The organism is Photobacterium sp. GB-56 (assembly GCF_003026105.1).
GTDB lineage: Bacteria > Pseudomonadota > Gammaproteobacteria > Enterobacterales > Vibrionaceae > Photobacterium.
Genome location: NZ_PYNW01000002.1, coordinates 351,634 through 378,480 on the forward strand (window position 1 = coordinate 351,634; position 26,847 = coordinate 378,480).

The following is a 26,847-nucleotide window of genomic DNA, read 5'->3' on the forward strand; positions in this document are numbered from 1 at the left end:
AAGTAATGCCGTTTATTGTGATTGATGGCTGGTATCTGTTTTTACGCTACTAAAGTAATACGCGAGATCCTTCATATCTTGATCACTTAAATCTTTAGCATAACCCTGCATTAATATCGCTAAACCATCAACACGTTGATTCTGTTTGTATGCTTTAAGTGCAGCGACCAAATATTGCTGCTTTTGGCCTTGTAAGTTGGGATAGGTATCCGTTGCTGAAATACCATCGACACCATGGCATGTCATACAAACAAGGGCTTTTTGTTTCCCGATCTCAAATTGTTGTTTCGGTGTCATTTCATCGGCTGATGAAACGAGGGGAGTTACAACTAAAACCACAAACAAAAACCGCTTAATGGATAGGATTAAAGACATGCTCATCTCCCTTTTTATCTTATTTATAGAAGTCGTAATATAGACGCACATTTATAAAGATAGATTATTTTACATTTTCGCAACATCTGTTTTGAGAAAACATCAGAAATTAAAGGAATAAATCAAAATATTTTTCAGTTTATTCTAAAAGCAGTCATGTAATGTGGCTGTTTTTAATTATTTTTTGGTATTTCTTCAAATTGTTAATGATAACTATTTTCGTTACTGTTACTCAAACATTGAAAGGAGTAATCGTACGAATGCTTAATTGTCGACCATCAGTATGGATGTCCACGTATCAATTTATGTTCTGGTTCTCGTATGGGGTGTATTTACCCTTTAGAGGATTATGGTTAGAAAAATTAGGGATTTCAGATGCCGATATCGGGATGCTGATCGGTTTTGGACTTGCCGCTCGCTGTGTGATCAACTTTACATTAACACCTTTATTTCACAAGGTTGGGCATCTCATACCGTTCCTTCGTTGGTCAATGTTTTTAAGCTTGCTCGGCTTTATTGCGTTTATCTGGATAGGTACGATTACGCCAACATTTTGGGTACTTGCATTACTACTCGTGTTATTTAATTTAGCAATTGGTCCTGCGGTAGCGATTTCGGATGCGATATCAAATCACTATGCTCGAGATGATCGACTCGATTATGGCTACACTCGCTTATGGGGAGCGGTTGCATTAACGGTTGCGTCAGCTTGTATGGGATGTGTTGTTCATAACTTTGGTGTCAGTTCTGTACCAATCATGGGAGCTATTGGCTTGGGTGCAACATTACTAGGTACGCTAATGAAGCCAGCAGTACCTATGGTATGCCACCATGATGAGCAAAAAAGAAAGAATATTTTCAAAGTCTTATGTTGTAAAGAGACACTATTATTTTTATTGGTCGCTTCTTTGTTAGAGGGAAGCCATGGTGGTTATTATTTCTTCAGTACCGTCTACTGGAAAGAACAGGGGCTAAACTCTGATACGATTGGTTATTTATGGAGCCTATCGACAATTTCTGTGATCGTTTTTTACTTAATTAGTCGTAAAGCGTTCGCTAATTGGAAAGTATCAACATTATTTAGACTTGCTGCAATTGCTGTTGTGGTGCGTTGGGGATTAACCGCAGCGACAAATGATATATATGTGCTTATATTCTGTCAGATTCTACATGGTATTACGTTCTCTGGTACGATTTTATCTTCGGTTCGTTATGTGGAAGAAAATCGAAAACATAATTATGTTTCTTTACAGTCATTATACCATGCCATTCCTGCAGGTTTTGTATTAGCGCTTGTATCTGTATTTTGCGGATGGTTAATGCATCATTCTGAAATAAATATGTTCTGGTTTATGGCTGCGATGGGTATACCTTGTATTTTCTTAAAAGTAAAAGACACTGTGCCAAATAGAAAAGAAGAGCAACAAACAGTGAGAAATAAAATATTTGCTTCAGCTTAACCTTTAAAAATAAAAAAAGCCGATAAGTGTATTATCGGCTTTTTAATCGGTGAAAGATGAAATTTAATTCGCTACTTCAAACGCCAAGGCTTTTTTCTCTATTAGTCTAAACGCAATAGAAAGCAGGGCATTAACGGTAAGATACATAGCACCAGCAATGGCAAACACAGTTAACGTATCGTAGGTTTGAGCATTAATACGTTGAGCGTAACCCATGATATCCATAATAGTAATAGTGCTGGCAAGCGATGTACCTTTAAACACTAAAATTACTTCATTAGAGTAAGCCGGTACAGAACGACGGATGGCAAAAGGTAACAAGGTATGTAATGTCGTTTTGGTCTCCATGCCTAACGCACGACATGCTTGCCATTGACCTTTAGGAATTGCATCAAACGCCCCTTTAAACAGTTGAGTACTGTAAGCGGCAGTATTTAATGCTAGTGCCAACATCGCACAGAACCACGGTTGGCTGAGCCATTGCCATACAAAGCTTTCACGAATACCTTCAAATTGCCCCGGTCCGTAGTAAATCAAAAAGATTTGAACTAACAAAGGTGTACCCGTAAATAGGGTAATGATGCCACGGCTTAACCAATGTAAAACAGGGGTTCTTAAAATCAATGTCATCGTCATTAAGAGAGCGAGAGTACAGCCAACTACTAACGATGCAACGGTCAATTGTAAGCTGGTGGCAAGGCCATCCATTAATTGCCAGAAGTGTTGTTCATTCATGCCATCGCTCCTTCAACAACCGTTTTTTTGTCGTTGCTTGAACCTTCTTGAGCGCTATATTTCGCATCAATCCGTTTAATAATTTGTTGTGTAATTAGAGTGATCACTAAATACACTGCCGCAGCTGTTGCATACCAAGTAAAACTTTCATGCGTTGCTGCAGAGCTTAACTGTGCTTGTTTTAGAAGATCCGTCACACCGATGAGCGATACTAAGGCGGTATCTTTTAATAATACCAACCATTGGTTAGTTAACCCTGGTAATGCATGACGGATCGCTTGGGGAATAATAATAGCGACAAATGTTCTTGCTTTGCTGATCCCAAGCGCACTGGCTGCTTCTCTTTGTCCTTTAGGCACAGCTTTAATGGCACCACGGATAGTTTGCGCTGCATAAGAGGCAAAAATCAGTGAAAGCGCAATAACACCTGAAAGAAAAGGGCTGATCTCGATATAATCACCCGTGATGTAAAATAAAATCTGGCCTGAACCAAAAAAGATGAATAAAACAATCAGTAGTTCAGGTAAGCCTCGTAATACTGTCACTAAGGCTGTCGTTGGCCATGCCACGAAGCGAAATCGAGACATCTCACCGCCAGCAAACAACATAGCCAGCACCAATCCAACCGCTAAACTGGTAAAAGCGAGCTGGATTGTCATCCAGCTAGCTTCTAACAGGGAAAGAGAATATCCCGATAACATCATAATTTACTTACCAAAGTACTTATCAAAAATAACTTGATACTGGCCATCTTGCTTAATTTTAGCGAGTGCCGTATTCAACTGTGTAACCAATTCTTGGTTGCCTTTGTTTACTGCGATACCAAAACCGTTACCGAAGTATTTAGGGTTTGTCACAGGCTTACCTACATACGCAAGGTTATCGTCTTTTTTCAACCATTCAGCGATAACAGCAGTATCACCAAATACCGAATCAATACGGCCATTTTTCATATCAATAAAGGCATCTTGGTAACTGGTGTAAGGAACCGCAGTTACACCTGACATTTGATCGGTTAAATAGCTCTGGTGAGTCGAACCATTTTGTACCCCAACACGCTTACCATTAAGGGCGGCAACATCAGCGACTTTACCTTTGATTGAAATAAAGCCAGCAGCGTTATCGTAATAAGGTTGAGTAAAGCTGACTTGCTGTTGACGCGCTTCAGTAATGTCCATTGCTGAAATAGCTGCATCGTATCGTTTGAATTTAAGAGCTGGAATTAAGCTATCGAAAGATTGGTTATGAAAAGTACAGGTAGCATCCATCTCTTTACATAGGGCTTTAGCAATATCAACGTCAAAGCCTTGGATTTGATTATTCTCATCCATGTACTCAAAAGGGGCATAGGTTGCTTCCATCGCAAACTTAATGTCTTGCGCCATAGCTTGAGAAGAAACCAGACCGATAATGCTAGCTAATAAAATTTTGTTCATCGCGATACTCCATGCGTCTATTACGAACGAATATAGAGGGGATATAATTCGTTAATGTTTTAAGTAGTCAGCAAATTGTGAGGTTTTAGGGTGACTAAACGCCTCGTTACTGCCGTGTTCAATAATTTTGCCGTTTTCCATGTAAAGCACATGACTGGCGATTTTTTTTGCAAAATCCACTTCGTGGGTAACCACAACTTGGGTAATGCCTGTGCCGCTTAATGTTTTGATGATTTGTACAATTTGGCTTGTGATCTCAGGATCAAGCGCCGCAGTAGGCTCATCAAATAACAACACTTCAGGCTTCATCATCAACGCACGTGCAATTGCAACACGCTGTTGTTGGCCGCCAGACAGTTGCAAAGGCCATGCATCGGCTTTATCTGCTAACTGTAATTTTGATAAATGCTCTAACGCTTCTTTTTTCGCTTGAGCTTTATCGATACCGAGCACTTTTACTGGTGCTTCTATTAAATTTTCCAACACAGTTTTGTGGGGCCACAAATTGTATTGTTGGAATACCATGCCAACTTTACGACGCAGTTTTAAACCATCTTTTTCAACGATTGTTTTTTTAAAATCAAAATAATTTTCTGCAATACTCAGCTCGCCAGCAGAAGCATCTTCCAATAGGTTTAATACCCGTAGTAAAGAGCTTTTACCTGCACCGCTTGGGCCAAGTAAAACCAGCGTTTCACCTTTATTACATTCGAAGGTTACATCGTGTAAAACCTGATGCTTACCATAGAATTTATTAATGTTCCTTACTTGAATGCCCATGCGCTTATTCTGCATTTGTTCTCACTTGTGGTTTATATTACTTAAGTTGGAATTCTATGCAATAAAAAATTGAAAATAATTTAATTTGTTAATTTATTGTTTAATTCTTAGTCTTTTGTTGGTTTTATATTCTAATTAAAACCAAGGGTTAACGTTTAAATGTAGCTGGCGAAAATTGATGTAATAGCATGTTAACAATTGACTAAATGGTGTGTTTTTTAAGAAGAACCCCACTTGGATAATTATTCAGATTGTGGTTGTGTAATTATGGGTGGCGAAAATGAGAATATAGTAAGAGAAAGAACGGGATTTACTGAGATGTATTAAAGAGAGTAAAACGATGTGTTGAAAGCGACATCGTGGCGGTGTTGATCAATTGTTTTACAATAAGCTTAGTTAGAATAAACACCATTGATATTTACGTACGAGTAGCATCTAGATAACCCATTATTGTTATGTTATAACGTTTCATTAATGTTTGATTTACTGCGTGAGTAGTGACTGAACTATTCCCTGTACGACTTTGCTGTAAGGGGGGAATTAAAAGTTGCGAGTGATTGCGCGAATAGTGAAGAGAAAAAGAGATGCTAAGAAGAAACCCTACAGGGCATATGCCAACAATATCTGAAACTGCGTTTATTGATCCTACTGCGATTATTTGTGGCAAAGTGATTGTAGAAGATAACGTATTCATTGGGCCTTATGCCGTAATACGTGCTGATGAAGTAAATGAGCAGGGCGAAATGGATGCAATTGTGATCAAACGCGATACCAATATTCAAGATGGTGTGGTTATTCACTCAAAAGCGGGGGCTGCAGTCACTATTGGTGAGCGTTCTTCTATTGCTCACCGTTCAATTATTCATGGGCCGTGTGAGGTAAGTGATGATGTGTTTATTGGTTTCAACTCTGTGGTATTTAATGCCGTTATTGGTGAAGGGTGTGTGATCCGTCATAACTGCGTTGTCGATGGATTAGATCTGCCTGAAAATTTTCATGTCCCGCCAATGACGAATATTGGTACAGGTTTTGACTTAAATAGTATTTCGAAAATCCCACCTGAATATTCCGCTTTTTCTGAATCGGTTGTATCTGCTAACCACGAACTGGTTCAGGGATACAGGAGGATTGCTAATGAGCTTTAAGATATCATCGCCAATTTTAGCGGTACCAACCAACATTATTACTGGGTTTCTTGGCGTCGGGAAAACTTCAGCCATTCTTCACTTAATGAAAAGTAAACCTGATAACGAGCGTTGGGCTGTGCTGGTGAATGAATTTGGTGAAATTGGTGTCGATGGTAGTTTACTGCAAGGTCAAGGCGGTAACGAGCAACAAATATTTATCCGCGAAGTACCTGGTGGCTGTATGTGCTGTACCGCTGGATTACCAATGCAAATTGCGCTTAATCAACTACTTTCAGAAGCAAAACCGGATCGTTTGATCATCGAACCCACAGGGCTTGGTCATCCTAAAGAAGTGATGCAAGTGCTTTCTACTGAATACTATCGCGATGTCTTATCGTTACAGAAAAATATCACATTAGTGGATGCAAGGAAGTTATCCGATCCTCGCTATACCTCACATGATACCTTTAGGCAACAGATTGCAATTGCCGATACGGTGGTAGGAAACAAGACCGATCTTTATCAAACAGAAGATAAAGAAAAGTTGAAAGCTTTTGTCGCGCAAGTTGCGAGCCTAAAAACTAAAGTGATTTTTGCTAAACATGGTGTGATCCCATCTAATGAGTTTGATGGTGAGACCCGTATAGAAGTATTACCGACGTCTTATCTTCATCGTGATAGGCAGACAAGTGTATCTGAAGAAGCACTATCAGAAGAGCTGATACCTGAAAGTGGCATGATAAAAGCTACTAACCAAGGTGAAGGTTTCAAAAGTATTGGCTGGCGTTTTGCATCTGAAAAAGTCTTTGATCGTCAATCATTACATCAGCTCTTTCAAACATTGAATGTTGAGCGAATGAAGGCCGTGTTTATTACTTCTGATGGGATCTTTGGTTATAACAAAACGGCAGATGGAATCACACAGGTTGAGCTTGATGAGTGTGCTGAAAGCCGTGTCGAAATTATCGCAGATACATTAGATGATGAATTGGAAGGCAAGCTTTTAGATTGTTTGATTGTTAATAACATGAGTGAAATAACATGAACAACACTGAAATTAGAATGCTAACTGAAGAACAAATATTGCAAGAGCCTGAAGATAATTACATGAATGATTATCAATTGGCGTTTTTTAAACAAAGATTGATTGCTCTCTATGAGTCGACATCTCATCACATTCAATCTGCGAGAGAGGAAATGGGGCACACGGCAGATGCGAGTGATTTAAGTGATGTCAGTGATCGCGCAACGTTAGAAGAGCAATCAGGCATTGCTTTAAGAATTGTTGAACGAGAACAAAAACTTTTGCCCAAAATCAAATTGGCGTTAGAGCGAATTCGTTTAGGTAGCTACGGTTATTGCTTAGAGTCCGGTGAGCCAATAGGTATTCCTCGGTTACTGATAAGACCGACTGCAGAGTACAGTGCTGACGTAAAATCGCTGATGGAAATGAAAGAAATTCAATACAAAGATTGATCCTATTTTCAATTATCATTAGGTAGGCCTATATGAATACGGCGATCATTCCGCAAAGTTCAAGAATGACATCACTGCATTATTGTTTTGCAAACAACCTTTAACCTTATCGTATGTTGAAGGGTATATTACTGCTCTTAGCTCTTCTAAAGATTACATGACGAAAAATTCGTTCAATTGTATGGCGAATCACAAAGGCAAAAAGCATTGCAATGGTTTGAGCTAGCAAAAAAGCGCTAAAGTGAATCAAAGATGTTTCGAGAATGTAGGCTCTACCTAAGACGCTAGGTGTTGATAAGACATAAAAAAAGACCACATAACGTATATGTGGTCTTTTTTCATTATGCTTTAGCTATTAGCATAACGAAATAGCGATTTTATTTTCACACCATTTGTAGACAGGATCTGTTGTCTGCGTTTGGCAATTTTGGCAATGTTTCCCGCAAGCTAAAGAAGGCGATGAATCACATTTCTCAACTTTCCCACGTAAAATTAATTCATCTAATAATGCACTTAACCATCTTGGCTCACACTTCAAATGCTTTGTAAGCTGGCTAAAGGAAATGATTTTTGCATCACGTACCGTATTTCTTACTGTAATTAGCGATATCATTAATGGCATCCTCCGCAGTTATGTGTCGCAGGTGTGTCTGGTATCGACATTTGCCAATCGACTTTATTGCATAAGCGCTTAATCCCTATAATAAATACAGTGACGATACTCAAAGCAAAAAATAACCAGAGCAGACTTTCTAATGGATGTGCTTTGAAAGTCGCGGTTTGATAGAAGGCGATTGAAAGCGCGTAGGCGACAACCACTCCCCATGCTGTCGATAACCAAGCCCAATTTCGACCAATTTCTTTGGCGATAACACCAATAGTAGAGACGCAAGGCACGTAAAGTAAAACAAAGATTAAGTATGCATAGGCACCCGCCATTGAACCAAATTCTTGGTGCATTTGCCCCATTGCGGTTGTTCCCATTGAGCCATCAGCCTCACTGGCTTTTATCGGATTTTTAAGTGTTGATAAAGAAAAACTATTGGCAACACCATCAATAGTATCTTGCCATGCCACTTTTAACTCAGGCAGTAGGTGGAAAGATTGCCCATCATCTGCAGCTTGATTGTTACTTAACTCTGCGGTGTATAGGGTATTTAAAGTGCCGACAACCACTTCTTTTGCTAAAAATCCTGTTAATAATCCCACACTGGCTGGCCAATTTTTCTCATTAACACCAAGGGGAGACAATACAGGTGTTACCCAACGACCAATTTCTGATAGGGCTGAATTCTGTTGGTTATTACTTTCAATAACTTGTCCTTCAAAATTGACACTATTCAACGCCATTACTAGCACACAAATCGGAATGATGATCTTACACGCTTTGACTAAAAATCCACGTAAGCGACTCCAGCTATGGATAAGCGTCGTTTTAGCGCTTGGGAGGTGGTAGGTTGGTAATTCCATTATGTAAGGTGATGCTTCACCCGTTAATAAGGTTTTCTTCAGCACAAAACCAGTAATAACGGCGACAAAAATACCAAGCAAGTAGAGAGAAAAGACGACAAAGCTTCCCATACCATGGAAGAAAGCTGCTGAGAAAACGCCGAAAATTGCTAACCTTGCGCCACAAGACATAAAGGGTGTCATCATAGACGTTAAGATACGATCTCTTGGTGTATCGAGGGTACGTGACGCCATAATGGAAGGTATGTTGCAACCAAACCCTACAATAAGCGGAACAAAGGATTTTCCTGGTAATCCAATCGTAGACATAAAGCGATCAATAACAAACGCTGCTCGCGCCATATAACCACTATCTTCTAATATTGATAGATAAAGGAACATCAAACCAATTTGAGGAATAAAGGGCATAACGGTATTTATACCGCCACCCAGCCCTTGTGATAAAATTGCAGTTAGCCAACTAGGAAAACCGAGTGATGAACATAACCATGCGGTGCCATTAATGAATATTGCTGCAGAGCCTTCATCAAAAATAGGTTGAAGCCCTCCACCAATATTTATTGATAGCCAAAACATTAAATACATCACGATGAGGAAAATCGGGATCCCCAGATAACGGTTAAGTACAATCTTATCGATCCATTGAGTCAGATTATGCTGTCCTGCATGGTAACTTGAGATGCAATGATGAATGATCTCGGCGACAGTTTGGTAGCGCGCATCAGCAATTAATAAGTCAATATTTTCATTATGTGTGTTTGAAAAATCGGCTTGTAATTGAGAGACAAAAGAGGCGATATCTGTACCGTTTATATATTTTTGGGCTGATGAATCTGATTCAAGTAAGCGTATAGCAAGCCATTTCTTTCTATTATTAACAATTATTTGATCATCGAATACGTCAGAAAGCTGAGAAATGGTTTGGTCTAATTCAATAGGAAATTGAGTAAATAGACGAGGCAGTGATTTTGTTTGTAAATGTTTTTCAATCGAGCCTTTTAAATCATCGAGTCCTTTAGATTTATTTGCAACTAATGAAACAACAGGGCAACCAAGTTCAGATTCTAACTTTTCCGCATCGATATTTATATTTTTTTGTTTAGCAATATCTAACATGTTAAGTACAACAATGCATGGAATTTTCATTTCAAGCAGTTGTAATGTTAAATATAAATTTCGCTCAATATTGGCCGCGTCGACAATATTAACGACAAGATCAGCCTCATCAGAAAGAATATATTCACAAGCGATGCGCTCATCGAGTGAACCTTGTTCATCGGATGAAGACATAGAATAAATACCAGGCAAATCTACAATATTTATATTCTTATTATGGTAAGAGTAGTTTCCTTCTTTTTTATCTACAGTAACTCCAGCCCAGTTGCCTGTGCGTTGTCTTGCGCCAGTTAAGGCATTAAACAGAGTCGTTTTACCACAGTTAGGGTTACCTAATAAGGCAATAGTATTTGCCATTATTTATTTCTCCAACCAATTACTAATAGATAAAATAATTAACAAGCGAAAATGATATCGCTTATCAATTGCACTTATAAAAAGAATACTTATTTCAGTCAATAATTTTTTTTACTAAGGAAAATAAAAAGATGAATAAAATGTAATTTTTCATTCTAGTCAATGGCTTGGATGATATGTTTTTTATGAATAATTAATGTTCAAAATTGGAGAAAGTTATATTAAGCCTATATGTTAGCACTATTTTACTTTTGAATTTAAATAATAGAGTTTTTACTTAAATATTGAATTATATAGATGAATATTGAAATAATTAAACTTACCTTGCTAATTCTCTAATTTTAGCTGTAGTAAAAGTATTTCTTAGTAAGGATATAAAAATAGTTGATATTTATTATCACAATTAATAATGCGACATAGATATTATTTACTACGTTAAAGTAGGTTGCTGGTGAAGAAAAAATTTTTCTACACAGTAAAAGGAAAGTATCGAGGTAAAATTAGAACGTTAGGAAATAAACCTTTTTAGTATGAAGGTTAGTCAAGTTGGTAAGTTTAAAGAGCTGAAAGGAAGAGATTCACGTTTAACTGTATATTAAATTAATGGTAAGTGCTGTAAGAATAGGGCGCATTAATAACCCTATAAAACGTGTTTAACGCTGTTTGTATTGTGTCGGACAGTAACCACGACTGACATATGGTGAGCGCAATTTTAAGTGTTTGGTTTTTCTTCCTGATACGCGCTGTCGCCATAGTTTAAAGCTACTTGGCTTAAGGTGTTGGCGCATTAGCTTGATCACACCTTGTTCATCCAGACCATATTGTATTGCAATCGCTTCAAACGGGGTTCTATCTTCCCAAGCCATCTCGATGATACGTGATAGTGACTCTTGTCTGCTTGTCATCAATTACTCTCCATTTACACATTAAAGCTAATACGTAATTGATTAATATAAAGTTTAATTTTTTGGTATTAATTAAGGTGATTTGAAAGCGAGATGTGAGGTATGAAAATAGGGGCTAATGATTAGCTCCCTATTAAGTGGATTTATTCATTAACTAAATTGTGTATAGAGTAAATAACAAGCGGTGAGAATTAATAAACAGCCCATAAAAAGATTGAATACTTTTAGTCTCAGTTCGTTATTAAGGAAGAGAGTGACCTTGCTGCCTAAGAGAGACCAAGAAAATAATGATAGATAACAAACGATAAAGTAAATAAATACAAAACTTAAAAAGATGTGATTGTTATTGGCTTCTGAAAACATTGACACACCAGCAACACATGCAATCCAAGCTTTAGGGTTTAACCATTGTAATAAGCACCCTTGGATGAAAGTGGGTTGTTTTTGCTTTTTTATATCTAACTCAGGCTTTGATGACGCAATAAGATAGCCCATATAAATAATAAATAGTGAACCTGCGACTTCTAGATAACTTAAAAAGTTTGGATATAAATCAATAACTTTACTGAACCCTAAGCCAATAAATAACAATAATGAAACTAAACCAATAGTTGCACCTGAAACGAAAGGTGTTGTTTTACGGACACCGTAAGAAGCCCCTGAAGATACAATGATCATATTAACAGGGCCGGGTGAAATAGACATTGCGAGTGCGAATGAAAACATTGCCATAAATAGTGACATTATTTTCCTTTATTAGTCATAAATCGTGATTGTTGAGACAAGCCATACGAGGTGACTTTTAATGTTGGTAGATATGTTACAGGTCGTTTTTGTCTGAAAAACGAGTAAAGCGTATTAATGATACTCTATTAATACGCTAACTATCTTGTAATAGAAGTGTAAACATATCTAAAGAGGATGGCAGGGCAGTAGAATAGACAAAAAACAAAAAGGGGGGGGGCTGATAATTCAGCTCCCCCTTTTTGTTAAACCAGTATGTAGATTGGTTAAAGCATATTATGCAGTTTGTCGTTCGCCACTTTGTTCGTCTTTACGGTTTTGAACCACTAGGACAAAACTAGCGATTGTAGTAAAGCTGGTAATGAACATGCCTGTTAAATAAGCTACCAAGGAATGCTTCAGAACACGCTGAAAAATTACCATGTTACCCAGAACTTTTATAGCGTAGGATTTGGCTCCATTCTTTACGTAGTGAGCGTTACGCTTTTTTGCTCTTTATATAATGCTGTATTTGATTAAGAAATCGCATTATAGAGCAACTACTCAGGTGCATATTTATTTATCATCACACAACAAGTAATCAAGAATGATAAGATCAAAGTGATTTGCCACAAACCATCTTCATAAAATGACATCTCGTTGTCTGACCAAACTCGCAAGCCGATATTGAACAATTCACCTTTTATGCTGAGCACTAACACCGTAGCGAGAAAATATTTCGCAAAGTCTTTCGTTAATATTTTGATGTAAGAGAGGTACGTATCTAGCATTGGAAATACCTTAGTTGCTCAATAGATTGACGCTTGAATGAATGTCACATCACTTTACTAATGTTAAATCTAATACCAAGCAATTATTGGCTAGTTAAAATCTGCCTTTGTAGACGCTTTTATTCTGATATTTCATTTCAAGCTCTGTATTTTGCGAGTGGCTTCATGTCTAGCTGAGGTGGACGAGCACGTTGAATAGACTGGAAACAAAAAAGGGGGAGCTGAATTATCAGCTCCCCCTTGTGTTAAACCAGTATGTAGATGGGTTAAAGCATATTACGCAGTTTGTAGTTCAACATCTTGCTCATCTTTACGAGCTTGAACGACTAGGACAAAACCAACGATTGCAATAAAGCCAGTAATGAACATGCCAGTTGTTACTGTTAACAGACCGTGTGCAGCGAATGCAGAAACTAAACCACTTGCTGCAAAACATACCATAGTCTGCATAAAGTTAAGCAGGCCAGCAGCGGTTGCGCTACAGTTTTTAAAGTCAGACAGTGCAGAGCTAATAACAATCGGGTAAATCGCACCATTCGCAACAGCTAGGAAGCAGAATGGGATTAAGATAGGCCAGATTGTTGTTACTGTTGTTGTCGTAGAGATAACGAACATTACTGCTACGCTTGCAAAGAATAGCGCTAAAATCCACGGTAGAAGTTGCTTACCTGAGTAACGGTTTAATAAAGTACGACAACCGTAACCACCGACAATAAATGCCACCGTTTGTGGTGCGTAGCTTAGGCCAATATCTGCACCTGAGTAACCCATTGCAGACATAACAAATGGCGAACCTGTTAAGTAAGCAAAGAATGCCGCAGAACATGCTGCGAAAATAACCATGTTACCCCAGAACTTTTTAGAGCGTAGGATTTGGCTATAGTCTTTACGTAGTTGAACCGTTACGCTTTCTTGCTCTTTATCTAATGCAGCACTTTCTTTTTCTTTAAGCGTTAGCATTGCTAAAACAGCACCAAAACCGACTAATGCAATAAAGATGCTGCGCCAGCCTACGTGATGTTCAAGCAGTGCGCCTAATAATGGTGCTAATGCTGGAGATAACGCGACAAGCGGCATAATGGTTGCGAATACACGCTCAGAAGTTTTACCCTCGTAACGGTCAACAACCACTGCCTGCCAAATAACCGTTGCGCTACATGCACCCAATGCTTGAGCGAAACGTGCTAATAAGAACACTTCAATGTTTGACGCAAAAGCAGAGGCTAAAGAGCCAAGGCTAAATAGCGCAATACCGCCAAGTAGTACTTTAATACGTCCAATACGATCAGACAGTGGGCCGTAAACCAGTTGGCCTAATGCCATACCAAGTAAGAAGATACTTAGCGAAAGGCCGATTAGAGATTGGGTTGTAGCAAAGTCGGCACGAATCGTTTCAAACGCAGGTAAATACATATCTGTGGCTAAAAAGCCCAGCATGCTTAAGCAAGCGAACCAAAATAGGGTGATTTTTGATGGTTTAGCGTGTTGTTTATTCATTTTTATTATAACTATATCTATATGACATATGTGTAGTGTAATACTGGTTTAAATCGCTGTGAAACGCTAATATTTCAACATTGCTTTCAAAAAATTTGATTTGATATGTTTTCATACAACGATCTCCAAGTTATTGACGTAGTTGCCCGTCGTGGCAGCTTCTCTGCTGCGGCTGAAGAATTACATAAGGTCCCTAGTGCGATTAGTTATACTGTTCGATTAATAGAAGAGCGATTAGCTGTCGAATTATTTGTTCGATTGCACCGGCAGGTTAAATTGACACCCGCTGGTGAGTATTTCGTCGAAGAAGCGCGCAAACTTATTAAACAGATGGATACCATTAAATATCAAACCCAACGGGTAGCGAATGGTTGGTCAGAAAATGTTTCTGTTGCGCTTGATACTGTGGTTCGCCAAAGTCGAGTAAATACCCTTGTTCGAGATTTCTATTTACATTTTCCAGATGTAGAGTTGCACCTAACAATGGAAGTGTTTAATGGGGTATGGGATGCCTTAGCTGATGGGCGGGCTGATATTGCCATTGGCGCAACTGCTGCAGTGCCAATTGGTGGCAGCTTTGATTATCGTGATATGGGCGTTTTAACGTGGAAGTTTGTGGTATCGCCAGATCATCCTTTAGCAATGGCATCGCATCCGTTAGAGCCTTCTGAATTAGCGCAATATCCTGCGATTTGTTTAGAAGATACCTCTCGAACGTTACCTAAACGAACAACTTGGCTAATGGATAACCAACGTCGAATCATGGTGCCAAGTTGGCACAGTGCATTTCAATGTTTACAGGCTGGATTAGGCATTTCTGTTGTTCCTAGCCATATGGCGATCAGTAAAATTGAATCAGGAGAGCTGGTGGAAAAAGAGCTCGCGGTGAAGCCTTCAATGAGTCCCTGTTGTTTAGCATGGAATACAGAAACGTTGAGCCCAGCTGTCAGTTGGTTACTCGATTATTTAGGCGACAGTGAGCAGCTTCATCATGAATGGATGCGTTAATAAGGTGACATTGATTCCATTGATGATGCCTATTAAGTATATAGTGTGTTTTGTAAGAATTGTTTAATAAATGCAATGTAGCTTGCTCGCATTCAATAAAAACAGCGAGTTAACAATGTCTATTTTAAAACCCACTTTAATTGCATCATCTTTACTTCTTTCTTTAAGTGTTCATGCAGCAGATGCGCCGAAATATGTTTTCTTTATGATTGGTGACGGTATGGGCACAGCCCAACGTCAGATCAGTGAATATTATTTGCAGCAACAAAATGGGGATCAGACACAACGTTTAGCCATTAATGCAATGCCTGTAGCAGGCATTATTACCACCCATTCAGCCAATACTTTAGTAACCGATTCTGCAGCAGCAGGTACAGCATTAGCGACCGGAGTAAAAACAGATAATGGCGTTATTGCAATGGATCCAAAAGGGCATAAGTTACGCTCAACATTGGATGCTGCGAAAGATAAGGGGATGGCAACAGGTATTGTTACCACTACACGTTTAACCCATGCAACACCAGCCACCTTTGTAGCCAAAAACATTAGCCGTGATAACGAAAACGAAATTGCCAATGATTACCTAGCATCGAATGTCGATTTCTTTGCTGGTGGTGGCTCTCGTCACTTTATTAATGGTGAAGGCAGTAAACGTAAAGACGGTAAGAACCTTGTTGAAGGGTTCAAACAAAAAGGCTACCACACTTTTATTGGTGCTGATTCTTCGGCGGATTTCTTAGCCTTCCATCCAACGAACTCGCAAAAGGTTTTCGCCTCTTTTGCCTCATCGCACCTTCCTTATGAAATTGATCGTAAGAAAGATCTTAGTACGCCATCTCTAGCGCAAATGACGTCAAAAGCCATCGAAACATTGAAGTACGATCCTGACGGTTTCTTCATGTTGGTAGAAGGTGGTCGAATTGATCACGCGGCACATGCTAATGATGTATCAACGGTGATTCAAGATACCATCGCATTTGATCAAGCAGTAAAAGCGGCTGTTGATTTTTATGAGCACCATAAAGATGAAACACTAATTATTGTAGCGGGCGATCATGAAACTGGTGGTATGGGCTTAGGCTTAGGTGAGAACTATTTTGTACAGTTAGATAAGCTAAAAGATGTTGATGAGTCTATCGAAGATAAGCTTCAAGGTGTATATAACGGAGATCGTAAAGCCTTCATGAAGCATATAGATGAACATTTTGGTTTGAAGTTGCTGACGAAGGAAGAGCAGCAAACGCTAAATCATGCGATGGATATCGATGACGAACTTCGTGCTAAAAATATCACCGATTTTGATGGTTACAGCACGCATAATGATGCGACTTATGGTGGGTATGATCCAGTAGCCATTGCTGTAGCGCACATCACTTCACAACGAGCAGGTGTTTACTGGACAAGCTATGCGCATACCGCGACACAATTACCGCTTTCTGCAGTTGGTGTCGGTGCTGAGAAATTTGGCAATTTTGAAGATAACACCCAAGTGGCGAAAACATTAGCGACATTAATGAACGTAAAAATTGGTAGTTAGGGATTAATTTTTAGGTAAAGGCTGTCTTGGACAGCCTTTTTTCGTGGTTTTTAAAGCAGTTGGAAACAAACATGCGCGGTGTGATTTTAGCCTTTATCGTTCTTCTAGTGACGTGTTGTGAAATGTTTAGTCAAGGTGTGACAGGATCTGACTATAAAGTCGGTGAAGTAACTGCGGTTAATAACAGCAAGGTCACCATTATTGGTAGTAATCGTCTGGGAGAGCAGGCGTTAGATTTAACGCTGAGTAATAATAAAAAAGTCGTTGCCTACAATTTGATGAATGGTGCGATGGAATATGATGAATATTATCAGGTTGGCGATCGCGTTTTAGTGGCGATAGCGAAGAATGATCACACACGTACAAGGGTGATATCTCGTTATCGTCTTCCTGCATTAATCGGCTTAGCAATCGCCTTTAGTTTAGGCTTGTTACTGTATGCACGAAAAGTCGGTGCCAAAGCGTTAATGTCGTTCATTGGATCTATTGTGATCATTGTAGAGCTTCTGATCCCTGGGCTTATGGCGGGTTATTCTCCTTTGTTAGTCACCGCCGTGTGTTTATTAATGCTGTGTAGTTTGATCATTTTGTCCGTTGCCGGTTGGACAGCAAAAGGAAAGGCGGCATTGGCAGGCACGATTATTGGATTAATTGTCACCATGATTCTGTGTGTGTTGGTCGGCAAGTTACTTCATTTAGATGGAATGACACAACCTTTAGCTCAGCCCTTATTGTTTGAAACAGGCATGTATTTAAACATGCTAGATATTCTGTATGCAGCGATTTTAATTGGGGCGAGTGGGGCGGCAATGGATGTTGCGATGGAAATGGCAGCAACGATGGAAGAGCTAAAAATCAATGCGCCAGACATGAATCAAATGGATTTGTTGAGATCAGGTTTTCGAGTTGGCAATGCGGTGATCGGGACGATGACAACCACTTTATTGTTAGCCTATTCAGGCAGTTTTTTAACAATGATGATGTTGTTTGCGAGTCGTGGTAACGATGTGATGCAAATTATCAACATGAAAGTCGTGGCAGCCGAAATTGCACGAACATTAATTGGTAGTTTATCGTTGATTATTGTTGCACCTATTACGGCATGGATAGCATGTTGGATGATCAGTAAAGAGTTTGAGCCTAACGCGCAAATCGAATTAGAAGAAGCTTAATAAAAACAGCCAGCATGTCTGAGCTTGCTGATGAAAGAGCAGAGCACAGTGATGGGCTGGCTGTTTTAATAACAGTTAGAGCAACATAACAAAGTTTAGTGTCCGTAACGCTTTTGCCATTCATGCTCAATGGCCATTAGCCATGTAGGGTTGGGCTCAGCAATCGATGGATAAAGCTCAAAAGACTGGCTCTTATAAGGTTCAGCTAATTGGCTAAAGGCTTGGGCTTTTAGCACTGTTGGATCGCCCCAAATCTTGGTGTCTGATTTACGCGCTTGTGCTTCTGGGCTCATTAAAAAGTTTATCGCAACCAGTGCCCCTTCTTTTGCTGATGCATTCCATGGTATCGCTAAAAAGTGAATATTGGTTAATGCTCCTTGTTTAAAAGCATAGGTTTTCGCATTTTCAGTTAAATTACCGTTCTCAATTGCAGCTGAGGCAGCGTTAGGATTAAAAGTGATAGCTAATAATAATTGCTGATCGTCAAGCAGCTGTACGGTTTCTGCAGTGCCCGCTGGGAACTGTTTACCACCACGCCATGCCACTTTATGAAGCTGATCTAAATAATGCCAAAGCGGTGCTGTCACGTTATTAAATAGCGCTTTTTCTGCGGGTAATGATAACGGCTGATAGAGTGCTTTTTTATCGTCAGTGAGCTCTAGCAATGCTGCTTTTAAAAAACTGCTACCATGAAACTCTGGTGGGCGAGGGTAGCTGATCTTACCTGGGTACTTTTGCGCTAATGCTAATAGCTCTTTAAAGCTTCGAGGTGGTTGTTTAAGCACACTGGTATCGTAAATGAATACCAATTGTCCAACCCCCCAAGGTGCTTCATAGCCTTCTGTCGGTACACTAAAATCTTGATCAATCGGTAGCTTAGTATCAACATACTTCCAATTGGGCAGCTGTTGAGTAAAAGGACCATACAAAAGGTGATGTTGCTTCATTGAACGAAAGTTTTCACCATTGATCCAAACTAAATCAACCCCACCGTTGGTGTTTTTCCCCGCTGTTTTTTCTGCCAGTAGGCGCTGGGTCGTTTCAGCGATATCGGTGACTTTGACTTGCTTCAGAGTTACACCGTAACTTTTTTGTAATTGTTTATCGGCCCATTTTAAATAGTCGTTGATTTCTTGACTGCCACCCCACGCATTGAAGTAGACCGTTTGACCTTTGGCTTTTTGTTCAATTTGTTGCCAGCTTTGACTTTCATTTGCAGGTGCTTTCGTTTCTTCAGCGTAAGCGAAGCTAGAAATTGTTAACGATAACGCGATGCCTTTCGACAAGGCTTTTAGTACATTTTTTTTCATCATCAGAGTTTCGTCCTTTTTAATTCCTTGTATCGAATGACCTATTTACGCATCCATTGATGATAACGTTTAACCATTGCCAATAACTTTTGTGGGGCATTGGCCTGTTTCCATACACCAGCCGTATATTTAGTGGCTTCACTCATGGTGGGGTAAGGGTGAATCGTCGATAAAATCTTATTCAGTCCCAGTTTGTAGCGCATTGCTAAGGTAAATTCTGCCAGTAGTTCACCGCTATGATGGCCGACAATTGTGACCCCTAAAATCTTATCGCTATTGGACGGGGTTAGAACTTTAACGAAACCTTCGGCAGCATTGTCGGCAATCGCTCGATCTAAATCGGATATAGGGTAAGTATATGTTCGATAATCGATATTTTGTGAAATAGCCTCTTTTTCATTGAGACCAACTCGAGCTAACTCCGGCGCAGTATAGGTAACGGCAGGTAATACCGAGTAATCAGCTTTAAACTTTTTGAATGTACCAAACAAACTATTTACTGAGGCATACCATGCTTGATGCGCTGCAGCATGAGTTAATTGGAAAGGACCTGCCACATCACCCACAGCGTATATATTAGGATATTGCGTTTGTAGGTAGTGGTTAACTTTGATAGTCCCTTGTGGATTTGTTGCTAATTTTAGGCGCTCTAAACCAAAACCTTTGGTATTAGCAACGCGACCTAACGCCACAATAACCTGATCAAATTCAACGTCGATCGTTTGTTCTGCCGAAAGATCATCAAGCTTAACGTGGCGATATTGCGCAGATCCTTTCTCTACAAAACTAACGGCTTTGTGTTTTAGAAGTACTCTAATACCTTCATGTGTTAGTGTGTGATAGATGAAATCGGCCGCATCTTTATCTTCACGGTTAAGTAACTGATCTGCCATTTCAACTAAGGTGACAGATGCGCCAAGACGATTAAACGCTTGAGCCAATTCACAACCAATAGGACCACCACCCAAAATCAATAACTTTTTAGGTAAAGTATCTAGTTGCCATAAGTTATCGGACGTTAATGGATTAACTGTGTTTAAGCCTGAAATATTGGGCAATAGTGGGGAAGCCCCTGTTGCGATAATAATGTTACGTGTGGTGATCACTTTGTCGTTAACTTCTACTTCCCAAGGCGACAAAATCGTCGCGTCACCTTGGACACAATTCACACCAAGCTTGCTGTAACGTTCAACCGAATCATGCGGTTCGATATCTTTGATAACGTTGTGAACACGAGTCATAACGGCTTTAAAGTCGATTTTTTCAATTTTAGCTTCAATACCAAATTGTTTTGCTTGTTGCAGCTCATAAGCGCTATGAGCGACACGGATTAAGGCTTTAGATGGCACACAACCTGTGTTTAAGCAATCGCCGCCCATTTTATGACGCTCAATTAATGTGACTTCCGCTTTTACGGCTGCCGCGATATAGGAGCTGACTAAACCGCCAGCACCAGCACCAATTACCACTAGGTTTTGATCAAACACTGTAGGTTTTTGCCAACCGCTATAAACCTTTTGGCTTTTGATGTAATTAATAATTGTTTTTGCGAGCAGTGGGAAGATCCCGAGTAATACAAGAGATATCAATACAGGAAATGAGATGATTTCGCTCAAACTATTAATGTTACTCAGTTGAGTACCGGCATTCACATAAATAGCAGTTCCAGCCAGCATGCCAAGCTGACTGACAAAGAAGAAGGTACGAGTTTTAATCGGGGTTAAACCCATTAGTAAGTTGATCAGAAAAAACGGCACTACAGGGATTAAACGCAGCGTTAATAGATAAAATGCGCCTTCGTTTTCAATCCCTTGATTAATGGTCGCGAGGCGTTGTCCAAACCGCTGTTGTACCCAGTCTTGCAAAATATAGCGGCTTGATAGAAAAGCCAATGTTGCACCTATTGTGCTGGCAAAAGAAATAATAATAAGGCTAGGCCAAAAACCAAATAATGCCGCTCCAAGCAACGTTAAAATTGCAGCGCCGGGTAAGGAAAGGGCTGTCACGGCAATATAGAGTACAAAGAAAAACAAGTAAGCAGTGAAAAGTTGACTTTCAATCTTTGCTTGTAGGGCTAATTGCTCTTGCTTGATGAACTCAAGGGTAAGGTATTGGCCTAGATCAAAATGTAGCCATAACGCAATAAGGCTGACAATGACCAGCAGCAATAGCGTTTTTTTCTTATTCATTTGCCTGATCCTTTTTCGTTATGTTTTTATCTGATGCTTGCACGTTATCTTGAGCAATATCGTTAGGCGTAATAGGAAGAGAACAAAAGCCTTGTGCTGGCACATCGAGCGCAGTGTTAAATTTCGCCGACAAGTTCTGAAAGCTAACTAAAGCAGTGAGTTCAATAATATCATCACTGCTATACCATTCTTGTAGCGCGACAAGCATTTCATCTGTCACTCGTTTGCCTGTTATTGTCATCGCTTCAGTGTAGGCCAACACAGCGCGTTCTTGATCTGTAAACAGCGTAGAGTGTTGCCAGTTGGCGAGTGCTTTAATTTTATCTTCTGAATCACAACGTTCGGCGAGCTTCATACCATTGGCATCAACACAAAAGGCACAATCGTTTAATTGTGAAACACGCACACAGACCAAAGATCGCATGACATCTTGAATCGGTGACTTTTTACGGTCGAGAAAACCAAAAAAACCTGCGACTAACCAAAATAAGACAGGTTTACGTCCCCATAGCTTTGCAGGGTTTAATACTTGACCATAGTGGCGAGCTTGAAGCCATAGCAAAGGCTTTACCCATAAAGAGTCAATTTTTTTGATCGAAATGCGCATGTGATTCCTTAAAAAATACCCTAAAAGTAGGGTTTTATACGATCTTACTCAGTAGCAGTTGTAAACATGTAGACCTTAAGATCAGACATTGTATTTCATTTAATGATAAATATTTCTTTTTCTTCAATTGGTTGGTGAAAAAATCAGCAGGAGATAAGACAGTTTAAAGCGCCGCGTTATTTATTAGTGAGAAGATGGGTTATTGGTCGTATTAGCAAATAATTAGGCATGGAATATAAATAAAGATAATTATCATTTATATAAATCAAGGAGTGCAAAACGGAGGGAATTAATTTAATGGCAAAAGTTTGTTATTATGCAATTAAACCAAATAAATATTGAATTTTATAAAGGAAGATAAGGATAATACGGAAATTATTTTTGAAAGGTATACTTAGAAATAAAAGAATGGGGGCTCTTTTATTCCTAAGTATTTTATATTTAAGACAACTTATATTTTTAAGATAAGGCAGATAATAGTTCATTTCGACGTTGCTCAGGAATAACTGACCAATGTTGACCGCTAATTGCACCTTCCAATGCCCAAAGCAATTCAATACTCAATGGACTTGTTTGTGATTCTTGAAGTGCTTTATATGCGCCAAGAGAGCCCACTGCTAGAAGTTGTTCAATAGTGTTTATGCCTGCTTTTTTAAGCATTCTTTCATTTGATAATCGTAGATTAGGTAAATCTTTAATTCGGTCAGGTACGCAACTCTCCTTTTCTTGCTTGTCTTTTTCTGCTGCATCCAGTGAATACCTACCTTGAGCTACAATCTTTGTGGGTTCATCCCACCATTGGTCGGGTATTGCATAGTGCTTGGTTACAACAGGGAAGCCACGTTTTTTATAAACATAGGGTTCCAAGCCAGCTTGTTTGAATTCCTTTTCAGTTTCAGCATTTGCACGTAAGTGAAGTTTATCGTTCACAACTAATGCAAACATTGTATCACCAGAAAAAATGCCAAAACCGCCAAACATCGACCGTGATTTTATTGAACCAAAATGGTCAAATAATTTTAATGAATCTTTTAATATTGGTTTATCCATGCTTCTACTCGGTGAAAAAATATGAGTGTCACCTAAACATTAAGAGCGAGGAAATAGATTAATTAATCTACACATTGATACTGTCAATATATTGTTAAGTTTGTGTCATAATATTGTCGGTTCAATAATAATCCTTCGGTAACCCCGCTACCTTGAATTATTAACATAATTTTTAGGCCGGTGGTTTTGCGTCTTAATCTTTCAATTAATTTGCCAGTTCGTGACTATATAAAGTTATATTAAATAATACTTTTAATATTAAATCTAAGCTCTCAAAAATGTGATATTGGTTCAGGTATTTGTTCTTAGCTTATTTTAATAAGCTTTATAATTATAAATACTCATGATTGTTTTTTATAAGTAAAAAAAAAGCCAACAAGGTTAACTTATCGGCTTTTCCTTAACATAGAAAGATAAATTTTATTAGTTGAGATCTTTAACCGATTTTCTCTCAACAAGTTTAGGCGTCATTTCAAAGGTTTGACGCTCATGATTCTTGTCTTTCACACGCTCTAGCAAGATTTCGATGGCCTTTTTACCTAAACGACGTTTAGGCTGGTGGATAGTTGTTAGCGGTGGCGCAAAGTAGGGCGCAAGGTCAATGTTATCGTAGCCAATGATTGAGATATCATCAGGAACACGCAGACCTGCCTGTTCAAAGGTACTGATCAGAGCCATGGCCATAATGTCGTTAAAGCAGAAGATAGCAGTAGGGCGATCTTCCATTGCGATAAACTTATGAGCAGCTTCAACGGCTGACTCACACTCAAAGTCACCGTCAAGTAGCCAATTAGCATTAACAGTGAGATCTGCTTCTTTCATCGCTTTACGGAAGCCCTTTAGGCGCTCTTGACAAGTAGACTTATCAACTTGCCCAGATAAACAGCCAATTTTCTTATGACCATTTTCAATAAGGTGCTTAGTCGCAATATAACCGCCGTTTTCAGCGTTATCTAGAATATTATCAGTATGTGGGCTTTCTGGGCCCCAGTCCATGATAACCATAGGAAGATCATTTTTACGCTCAAGTAAATCGAGCAGCATTTGATCCAGATCGCTGCACATAACCAATAGGCCATCAACACGCTTTTCAGAAAGCATACGTAAGTAATCACGTTGTTTTTCTAAGTTACCTTCGGTGTTACATAAGATCAGTGTGTAGCCTGCACCATAACAATATTCTTCAACACCATGCACAACTTCGGCAAAAAATGGGTTAGTCGATTTAGTGACTAACATGCCGATAGTACGTGTTGTATTACATTTTAAGCTTCGCGCTACTGCACTTGGGGCGTAGTTAAGTTCATCTACTGCAGCCAAAACTTTTTGTTGCGTTGCTTCTGCAACAAAGCGTGTTTTATTAATCACGTGCGACACTGTAGTAGTTGATACACCTGCCATACGTGCAACGTCTTTAATGGTTGCCATATTTATTCTTCTTATCATGGTCAGATTAGGATCTGACAAAGGTTTTTGATACCAAATTGATTAATTACGTAGTCTATGGCTTACGAGTTCACTCGCAGAGATGAAGATCCTTTAGTTATTAGCTACTTAATTATTCAATTTGATACCGAATTATAGGGTGTTGCAATTATCATGGATCATAAACAACTAAAGCCGCAGTAAAATGCGGCATTAGAAGATAGAAACTATTTTTACACTAATTACACATGTAATCGCTTGCGATCACATTTTACTGTGTGTTTTGCGTTGTGCAATCTTTCTATTCAACTTGATTGAATTAATTGATCATTAACCGTAAAAACTCGATGTTTGTCATGCTAATAGCTTCAATTTATTGTGTATATCTAGTCATTAATAGATAAAACGTTAAAAAACAGAATGATTGGCTGATAAAAGATAAGGAAAATCACCACTTGGATGAGTATGAACACTGACAGGCCAACCATATAAGGTATCTATTACTTCAGGAGTAAGAACTTGTGTTGGCGTGCCGTCGGCTTTTATTTCTCCTTCATTAAGGAAAATCATCCGATCAGTGTATTGGGCTGCAAGGTTTAAATCGTGCAATACCACAATTACAGCGGCGCCTTGTATAGCCATATTTTGGGCAATTTGTAAGGTGTGGTGCTGGTGGGCGAGATCGAGTGCTGAGGTGGGTTCATCTAACATCAAGATACATTTATCACCGGCTTTACTGAGTTGTGTTAAAACCCGGGCAAGGTGTACACGCTGTTTTTCACCCCCCGATAAGGTGGGGTAGAGACGTTTAGCTAAATTGTTAATATCAACGTATTGCATGCTTGATGCTGTTGCATCTTTCAGTTCAGGCGAAGTGAGCTGCAATGGAATTGCGCCTAGCTCGACAACTTCTTTCGCGGTAAAGGCAAACGATAATGCGCTATGTTGTGGAAGGACACCTAAGTGACATGCCAATTCTTCCCGAGCCCAATTATTAAGCGGTTGTTCAAAGAAAGAAACCGTGCCTGATTTTGGCGTAATCTCACCACATAATACTTTTAACAGGGTACTTTTACCTGCACCGTTTGGCCCAAGTAATGCGGTGACTTCTCCTGCGTGAATATCAATATCAAGATGATTTAGCAGGACTTTATCACCGAATTGTAATGATAAGTCGCGAGCCTGAATAACACAGACTTTGTCGCTACTTGCTGTAAAATCGACCTTTGCTGAATGATTTAACGTCATGACATCTGACTCTTTTGATTAACTAATAAATAGATAAAGAAAGGCGCGCCTAACATGGCGGTGATGATCCCAACCGGCAGTTCTTGAGGCGAGAATGCGCTTCGAGCAATCATATCGGCAACCAAGAGGATTAAGCCGCCAAGTAAAGCCGAAATTGGCAATAAGGTTTTATGATTTGGACCTGTTAGCATTCTCCCCACATGAGGAATAACCAAGCCAATAAAGCCAATCGGGCCACAAACGGCAACAGTCATACCCACTCCCGCAGCACATGTAATAATTAAATTACGTTTTAGTTTTTGGGTGTTAACCCCCATATGTCGAGCTTCAGCTTCGCCTAATAACAACGCGTTTAAATTACTGGTATGACGATAAAAATAGGTAAAGAGTAACCCGAATGTGCAATAGGCGAGAATAATGCCTGTCCATGTTGCACCAGCCAGTGAACCCATTGACCACAATGATAAATCACGTAAGGCTTGATCGTCGGCAACATAATTGAGTAACCCAAGCCCTGCGCCTGAAATTGCGGTTATCGCGACACCAGCGAGTAGCATGATCATCACCGATGTGCCGTTTTTATCTGTGCCTAAGCGATAAACTAAAACGGTGCTGATTGCGCCGCCAATAAAGGCAAAAATAGGCACAATAGCGAAGTTTAAAAGCTGAGGGAATGATGCGGTGAGAGGGGCAAATAAGACAATGGCCAATGCAGCACCTAAGCCTGCACCGCCCGTGATTCCGATGATCCCAGGATCTGCAAGCGGGTTGCGAAACAGTCCCTGTAGTACAGCGCCACATACAGCTAAAATTGCACCGATAGCAAAACAGAGAAGCGTACGTGGTAAACGAATTTGATGGATCACTAGGCTGACATGTTTAGCAAGTTCATGATCACCGGGTAATAGTGCTAACAAACTTTGTTTATAACTGATCGCCATAGGACCTATAACAATAGAAGAAAGCCCTGTAAAAATAAGTAAGGCGATACTTATTATATAAATATGATGGGCTGAGAAGCGTTTTGCATACATGTAACAACAACCTTACGCA

At 39.4% G+C, this 26,847-nt stretch carries 25 protein-coding genes and 1 riboswitch; of the genes, 7 read left to right on the top strand and 18 right to left on the bottom strand.

Features of this window, described 5'->3' with window-relative positions:
• Positions 1–12: 12 nt before the first annotated feature.
• A complete protein-coding gene (locus tag C9J42_RS04315; RefSeq protein WP_107206382.1) occupies positions 13–375 on the bottom strand; it encodes a cytochrome c in 363 nt (120 codons plus the stop codon).
• Positions 376–635: 260 nt separating this feature from the next.
• Here C9J42_RS04315 and C9J42_RS04320 point away from each other — a divergent pair, with 260 nt between their 5' ends.
• Positions 636–1,835: a 3-phenylpropionate MFS transporter gene (locus C9J42_RS04320; protein WP_107301686.1), complete on the top strand. Its 1,200-nt coding sequence runs from the start codon at positions 636–638 to the stop codon at positions 1,833–1,835.
• Between the two features lie 63 nt (positions 1,836–1,898).
• Here C9J42_RS04320 and artM read toward each other — a convergent pair whose 3' ends face one another.
• Genes artM through artP form a run of 4 tightly spaced genes read right to left on the bottom strand, consistent with a single transcriptional unit; the run spans position 1,899 to position 4,786 of the window.
• Positions 1,899–2,570 carry an arginine ABC transporter permease ArtM gene (artM, locus tag C9J42_RS04325; protein ID WP_107259522.1) on the bottom strand — a complete coding sequence of 224 codons (672 nt, stop codon included), beginning with the start codon at positions 2,568–2,570 and terminating at the stop codon, positions 1,899–1,901.
• Positions 2,567–3,274 (bottom strand): arginine ABC transporter permease ArtQ, encoded by a 708-nt coding sequence (gene artQ / locus C9J42_RS04330; RefSeq protein ID WP_107246923.1) that lies wholly within the window; start codon positions 3,272–3,274, stop codon positions 2,567–2,569. Before artQ ends, artM begins: the two co-directional genes overlap by 4 nt.
• 3 nt (positions 3,275–3,277) lie before the next feature.
• On the bottom strand, positions 3,278–4,006 hold the full coding sequence (locus tag C9J42_RS04335) for an arginine ABC transporter substrate-binding protein (RefSeq protein WP_107206386.1): 729 nt from the start codon (positions 4,004–4,006) through the stop codon (positions 3,278–3,280).
• 51 nt (positions 4,007–4,057) lie between these two features.
• A complete protein-coding gene (gene artP / locus C9J42_RS04340; protein WP_107206477.1) occupies positions 4,058–4,786 on the bottom strand; it encodes an arginine ABC transporter ATP-binding protein ArtP in 729 nt (242 codons plus the stop codon).
• Positions 4,787–5,370: 584 nt separating this feature from the next.
• On the opposite strand from artP, the gene C9J42_RS04345 reads away from it, so the two are divergent.
• The 3 genes from C9J42_RS04345 to C9J42_RS04355 are packed head-to-tail and all read left to right on the top strand — an operon-like array spanning position 5,371 to position 7,389.
• Positions 5,371–5,931: a carbonate dehydratase gene (locus C9J42_RS04345; RefSeq protein WP_107246925.1), complete on the top strand. Its 561-nt coding sequence runs from the start codon at positions 5,371–5,373 to the stop codon at positions 5,929–5,931.
• A complete protein-coding gene (locus C9J42_RS04350; RefSeq protein WP_107246926.1) occupies positions 5,921–6,958 on the top strand; it encodes a GTP-binding protein in 1,038 nt (345 codons plus the stop codon). The genes C9J42_RS04345 and C9J42_RS04350 overlap by 11 nt, the downstream gene beginning before the upstream one ends.
• Positions 6,955–7,389, top strand: a complete 435-nt coding sequence (locus C9J42_RS04355; protein WP_107246928.1) for a TraR/DksA C4-type zinc finger protein — start codon at positions 6,955–6,957, stop codon at positions 7,387–7,389. Before C9J42_RS04350 ends, C9J42_RS04355 begins: the two co-directional genes overlap by 4 nt.
• Positions 7,390–7,744: 355 nt before the next feature.
• Here C9J42_RS04355 and C9J42_RS04365 read toward each other — a convergent pair whose 3' ends face one another.
• From C9J42_RS04365 to punC, 6 genes are all read right to left on the bottom strand, one after another.
• Complete coding sequence (locus C9J42_RS04365) at positions 7,745–8,002, bottom strand: FeoC-like transcriptional regulator (RefSeq protein ID WP_107246930.1); 258 nt, start codon at positions 8,000–8,002, stop codon at positions 7,745–7,747.
• Positions 8,002–10,332: a Fe(2+) transporter permease subunit FeoB gene (feoB, locus tag C9J42_RS04370; RefSeq protein WP_107246931.1), complete on the bottom strand. Its 2,331-nt coding sequence runs from the start codon at positions 10,330–10,332 to the stop codon at positions 8,002–8,004. Before feoB ends, C9J42_RS04365 begins: the two co-directional genes overlap by 1 nt.
• Positions 10,333–10,985: 653 nt before the next feature.
• Complete coding sequence (locus C9J42_RS04375) at positions 10,986–11,237, bottom strand: TIGR03643 family protein (RefSeq protein ID WP_107246933.1); 252 nt, start codon at positions 11,235–11,237, stop codon at positions 10,986–10,988.
• Positions 11,238–11,387: 150 nt separating this feature from the next.
• A complete protein-coding gene (locus tag C9J42_RS04380) occupies positions 11,388–11,981 on the bottom strand; it encodes a LysE family translocator (protein WP_107246934.1) in 594 nt (197 codons plus the stop codon).
• Between the two features lie 539 nt (positions 11,982–12,520).
• Positions 12,521–12,751 (bottom strand): hypothetical protein, encoded by a 231-nt coding sequence (locus tag C9J42_RS04385; protein WP_107246936.1) that lies wholly within the window; start codon positions 12,749–12,751, stop codon positions 12,521–12,523.
• A gap of 276 nt (positions 12,752–13,027) precedes the next feature.
• On the bottom strand, positions 13,028–14,248 hold the full coding sequence (gene punC, locus C9J42_RS04390; protein WP_107287632.1) for a purine nucleoside transporter PunC: 1,221 nt from the start codon (positions 14,246–14,248) through the stop codon (positions 13,028–13,030).
• A 105-nt stretch (positions 14,249–14,353) separates the two neighbouring features.
• On the opposite strand from punC, the gene punR reads away from it, so the two are divergent.
• The 3 genes from punR (at position 14,354) to C9J42_RS04405 (ending at position 17,965) form a co-directional block, all read left to right on the top strand.
• Positions 14,354–15,256 carry a DNA-binding transcriptional activator PunR gene (punR, locus tag C9J42_RS04395; RefSeq protein WP_105060039.1) on the top strand — a complete coding sequence of 301 codons (903 nt, stop codon included), beginning with the start codon at positions 14,354–14,356 and terminating at the stop codon, positions 15,254–15,256.
• 115 nt (positions 15,257–15,371) lie between these two features.
• Positions 15,372–16,793, top strand: coding sequence for an alkaline phosphatase (locus C9J42_RS04400; protein WP_107301712.1), 1,422 nt, complete (start codon positions 15,372–15,374; stop codon positions 16,791–16,793).
• A gap of 71 nt (positions 16,794–16,864) precedes the next feature.
• Positions 16,865–17,965, top strand: a complete 1,101-nt coding sequence (locus tag C9J42_RS04405) for a YibE/F family protein (RefSeq protein WP_107301687.1) — start codon at positions 16,865–16,867, stop codon at positions 17,963–17,965.
• Between the two features lie 95 nt (positions 17,966–18,060).
• Here C9J42_RS04405 and C9J42_RS04410 read toward each other — a convergent pair whose 3' ends face one another.
• From C9J42_RS04410 to C9J42_RS04440, 7 genes are all read right to left on the bottom strand, one after another.
• The gene (locus C9J42_RS04410) at positions 18,061–19,278 is read right to left on the bottom strand and encodes an ABC transporter substrate-binding protein (RefSeq protein WP_107301688.1); all 1,218 of its coding nucleotides are present in this window, start codon (positions 19,276–19,278) and stop codon (positions 18,061–18,063) included.
• Positions 19,279–19,316: 38 nt separating this feature from the next.
• Positions 19,317–21,464, bottom strand: coding sequence for an FAD-dependent oxidoreductase (locus C9J42_RS04415; RefSeq protein WP_107301689.1), 2,148 nt, complete (start codon positions 21,462–21,464; stop codon positions 19,317–19,319).
• A complete protein-coding gene (locus C9J42_RS04420; protein ID WP_107206399.1) occupies positions 21,457–22,071 on the bottom strand; it encodes a carboxymuconolactone decarboxylase family protein in 615 nt (204 codons plus the stop codon). Before C9J42_RS04420 ends, C9J42_RS04415 begins: the two co-directional genes overlap by 8 nt.
• A 459-nt stretch (positions 22,072–22,530) precedes the next feature.
• Positions 22,531–23,121 carry a TfoX/Sxy family DNA transformation protein gene (locus C9J42_RS04425; protein WP_105060044.1) on the bottom strand — a complete coding sequence of 197 codons (591 nt, stop codon included), beginning with the start codon at positions 23,119–23,121 and terminating at the stop codon, positions 22,531–22,533.
• Positions 23,122–23,255: 134 nt separating this feature from the next.
• Positions 23,256–23,346: riboswitch (cyclic di-GMP riboswitch) on the bottom strand.
• 198 nt (positions 23,347–23,544) lie between these two features.
• Entirely contained in the window at positions 23,545–24,549 is a 1,005-nt protein-coding gene (gene purR / locus C9J42_RS04430; RefSeq protein ID WP_107261511.1) for an HTH-type transcriptional repressor PurR, read from the bottom strand.
• Between the two features lie 405 nt (positions 24,550–24,954).
• The gene (locus C9J42_RS04435) at positions 24,955–25,794 is read right to left on the bottom strand and encodes a heme ABC transporter ATP-binding protein (RefSeq protein ID WP_107301690.1); all 840 of its coding nucleotides are present in this window, start codon (positions 25,792–25,794) and stop codon (positions 24,955–24,957) included.
• A complete protein-coding gene (locus C9J42_RS04440) occupies positions 25,791–26,828 on the bottom strand; it encodes an iron ABC transporter permease (RefSeq protein ID WP_107246960.1) in 1,038 nt (345 codons plus the stop codon). The genes C9J42_RS04435 and C9J42_RS04440 overlap by 4 nt, the downstream gene beginning before the upstream one ends.
• Between the last annotated feature and the right edge of the window lie 19 nt (positions 26,829–26,847).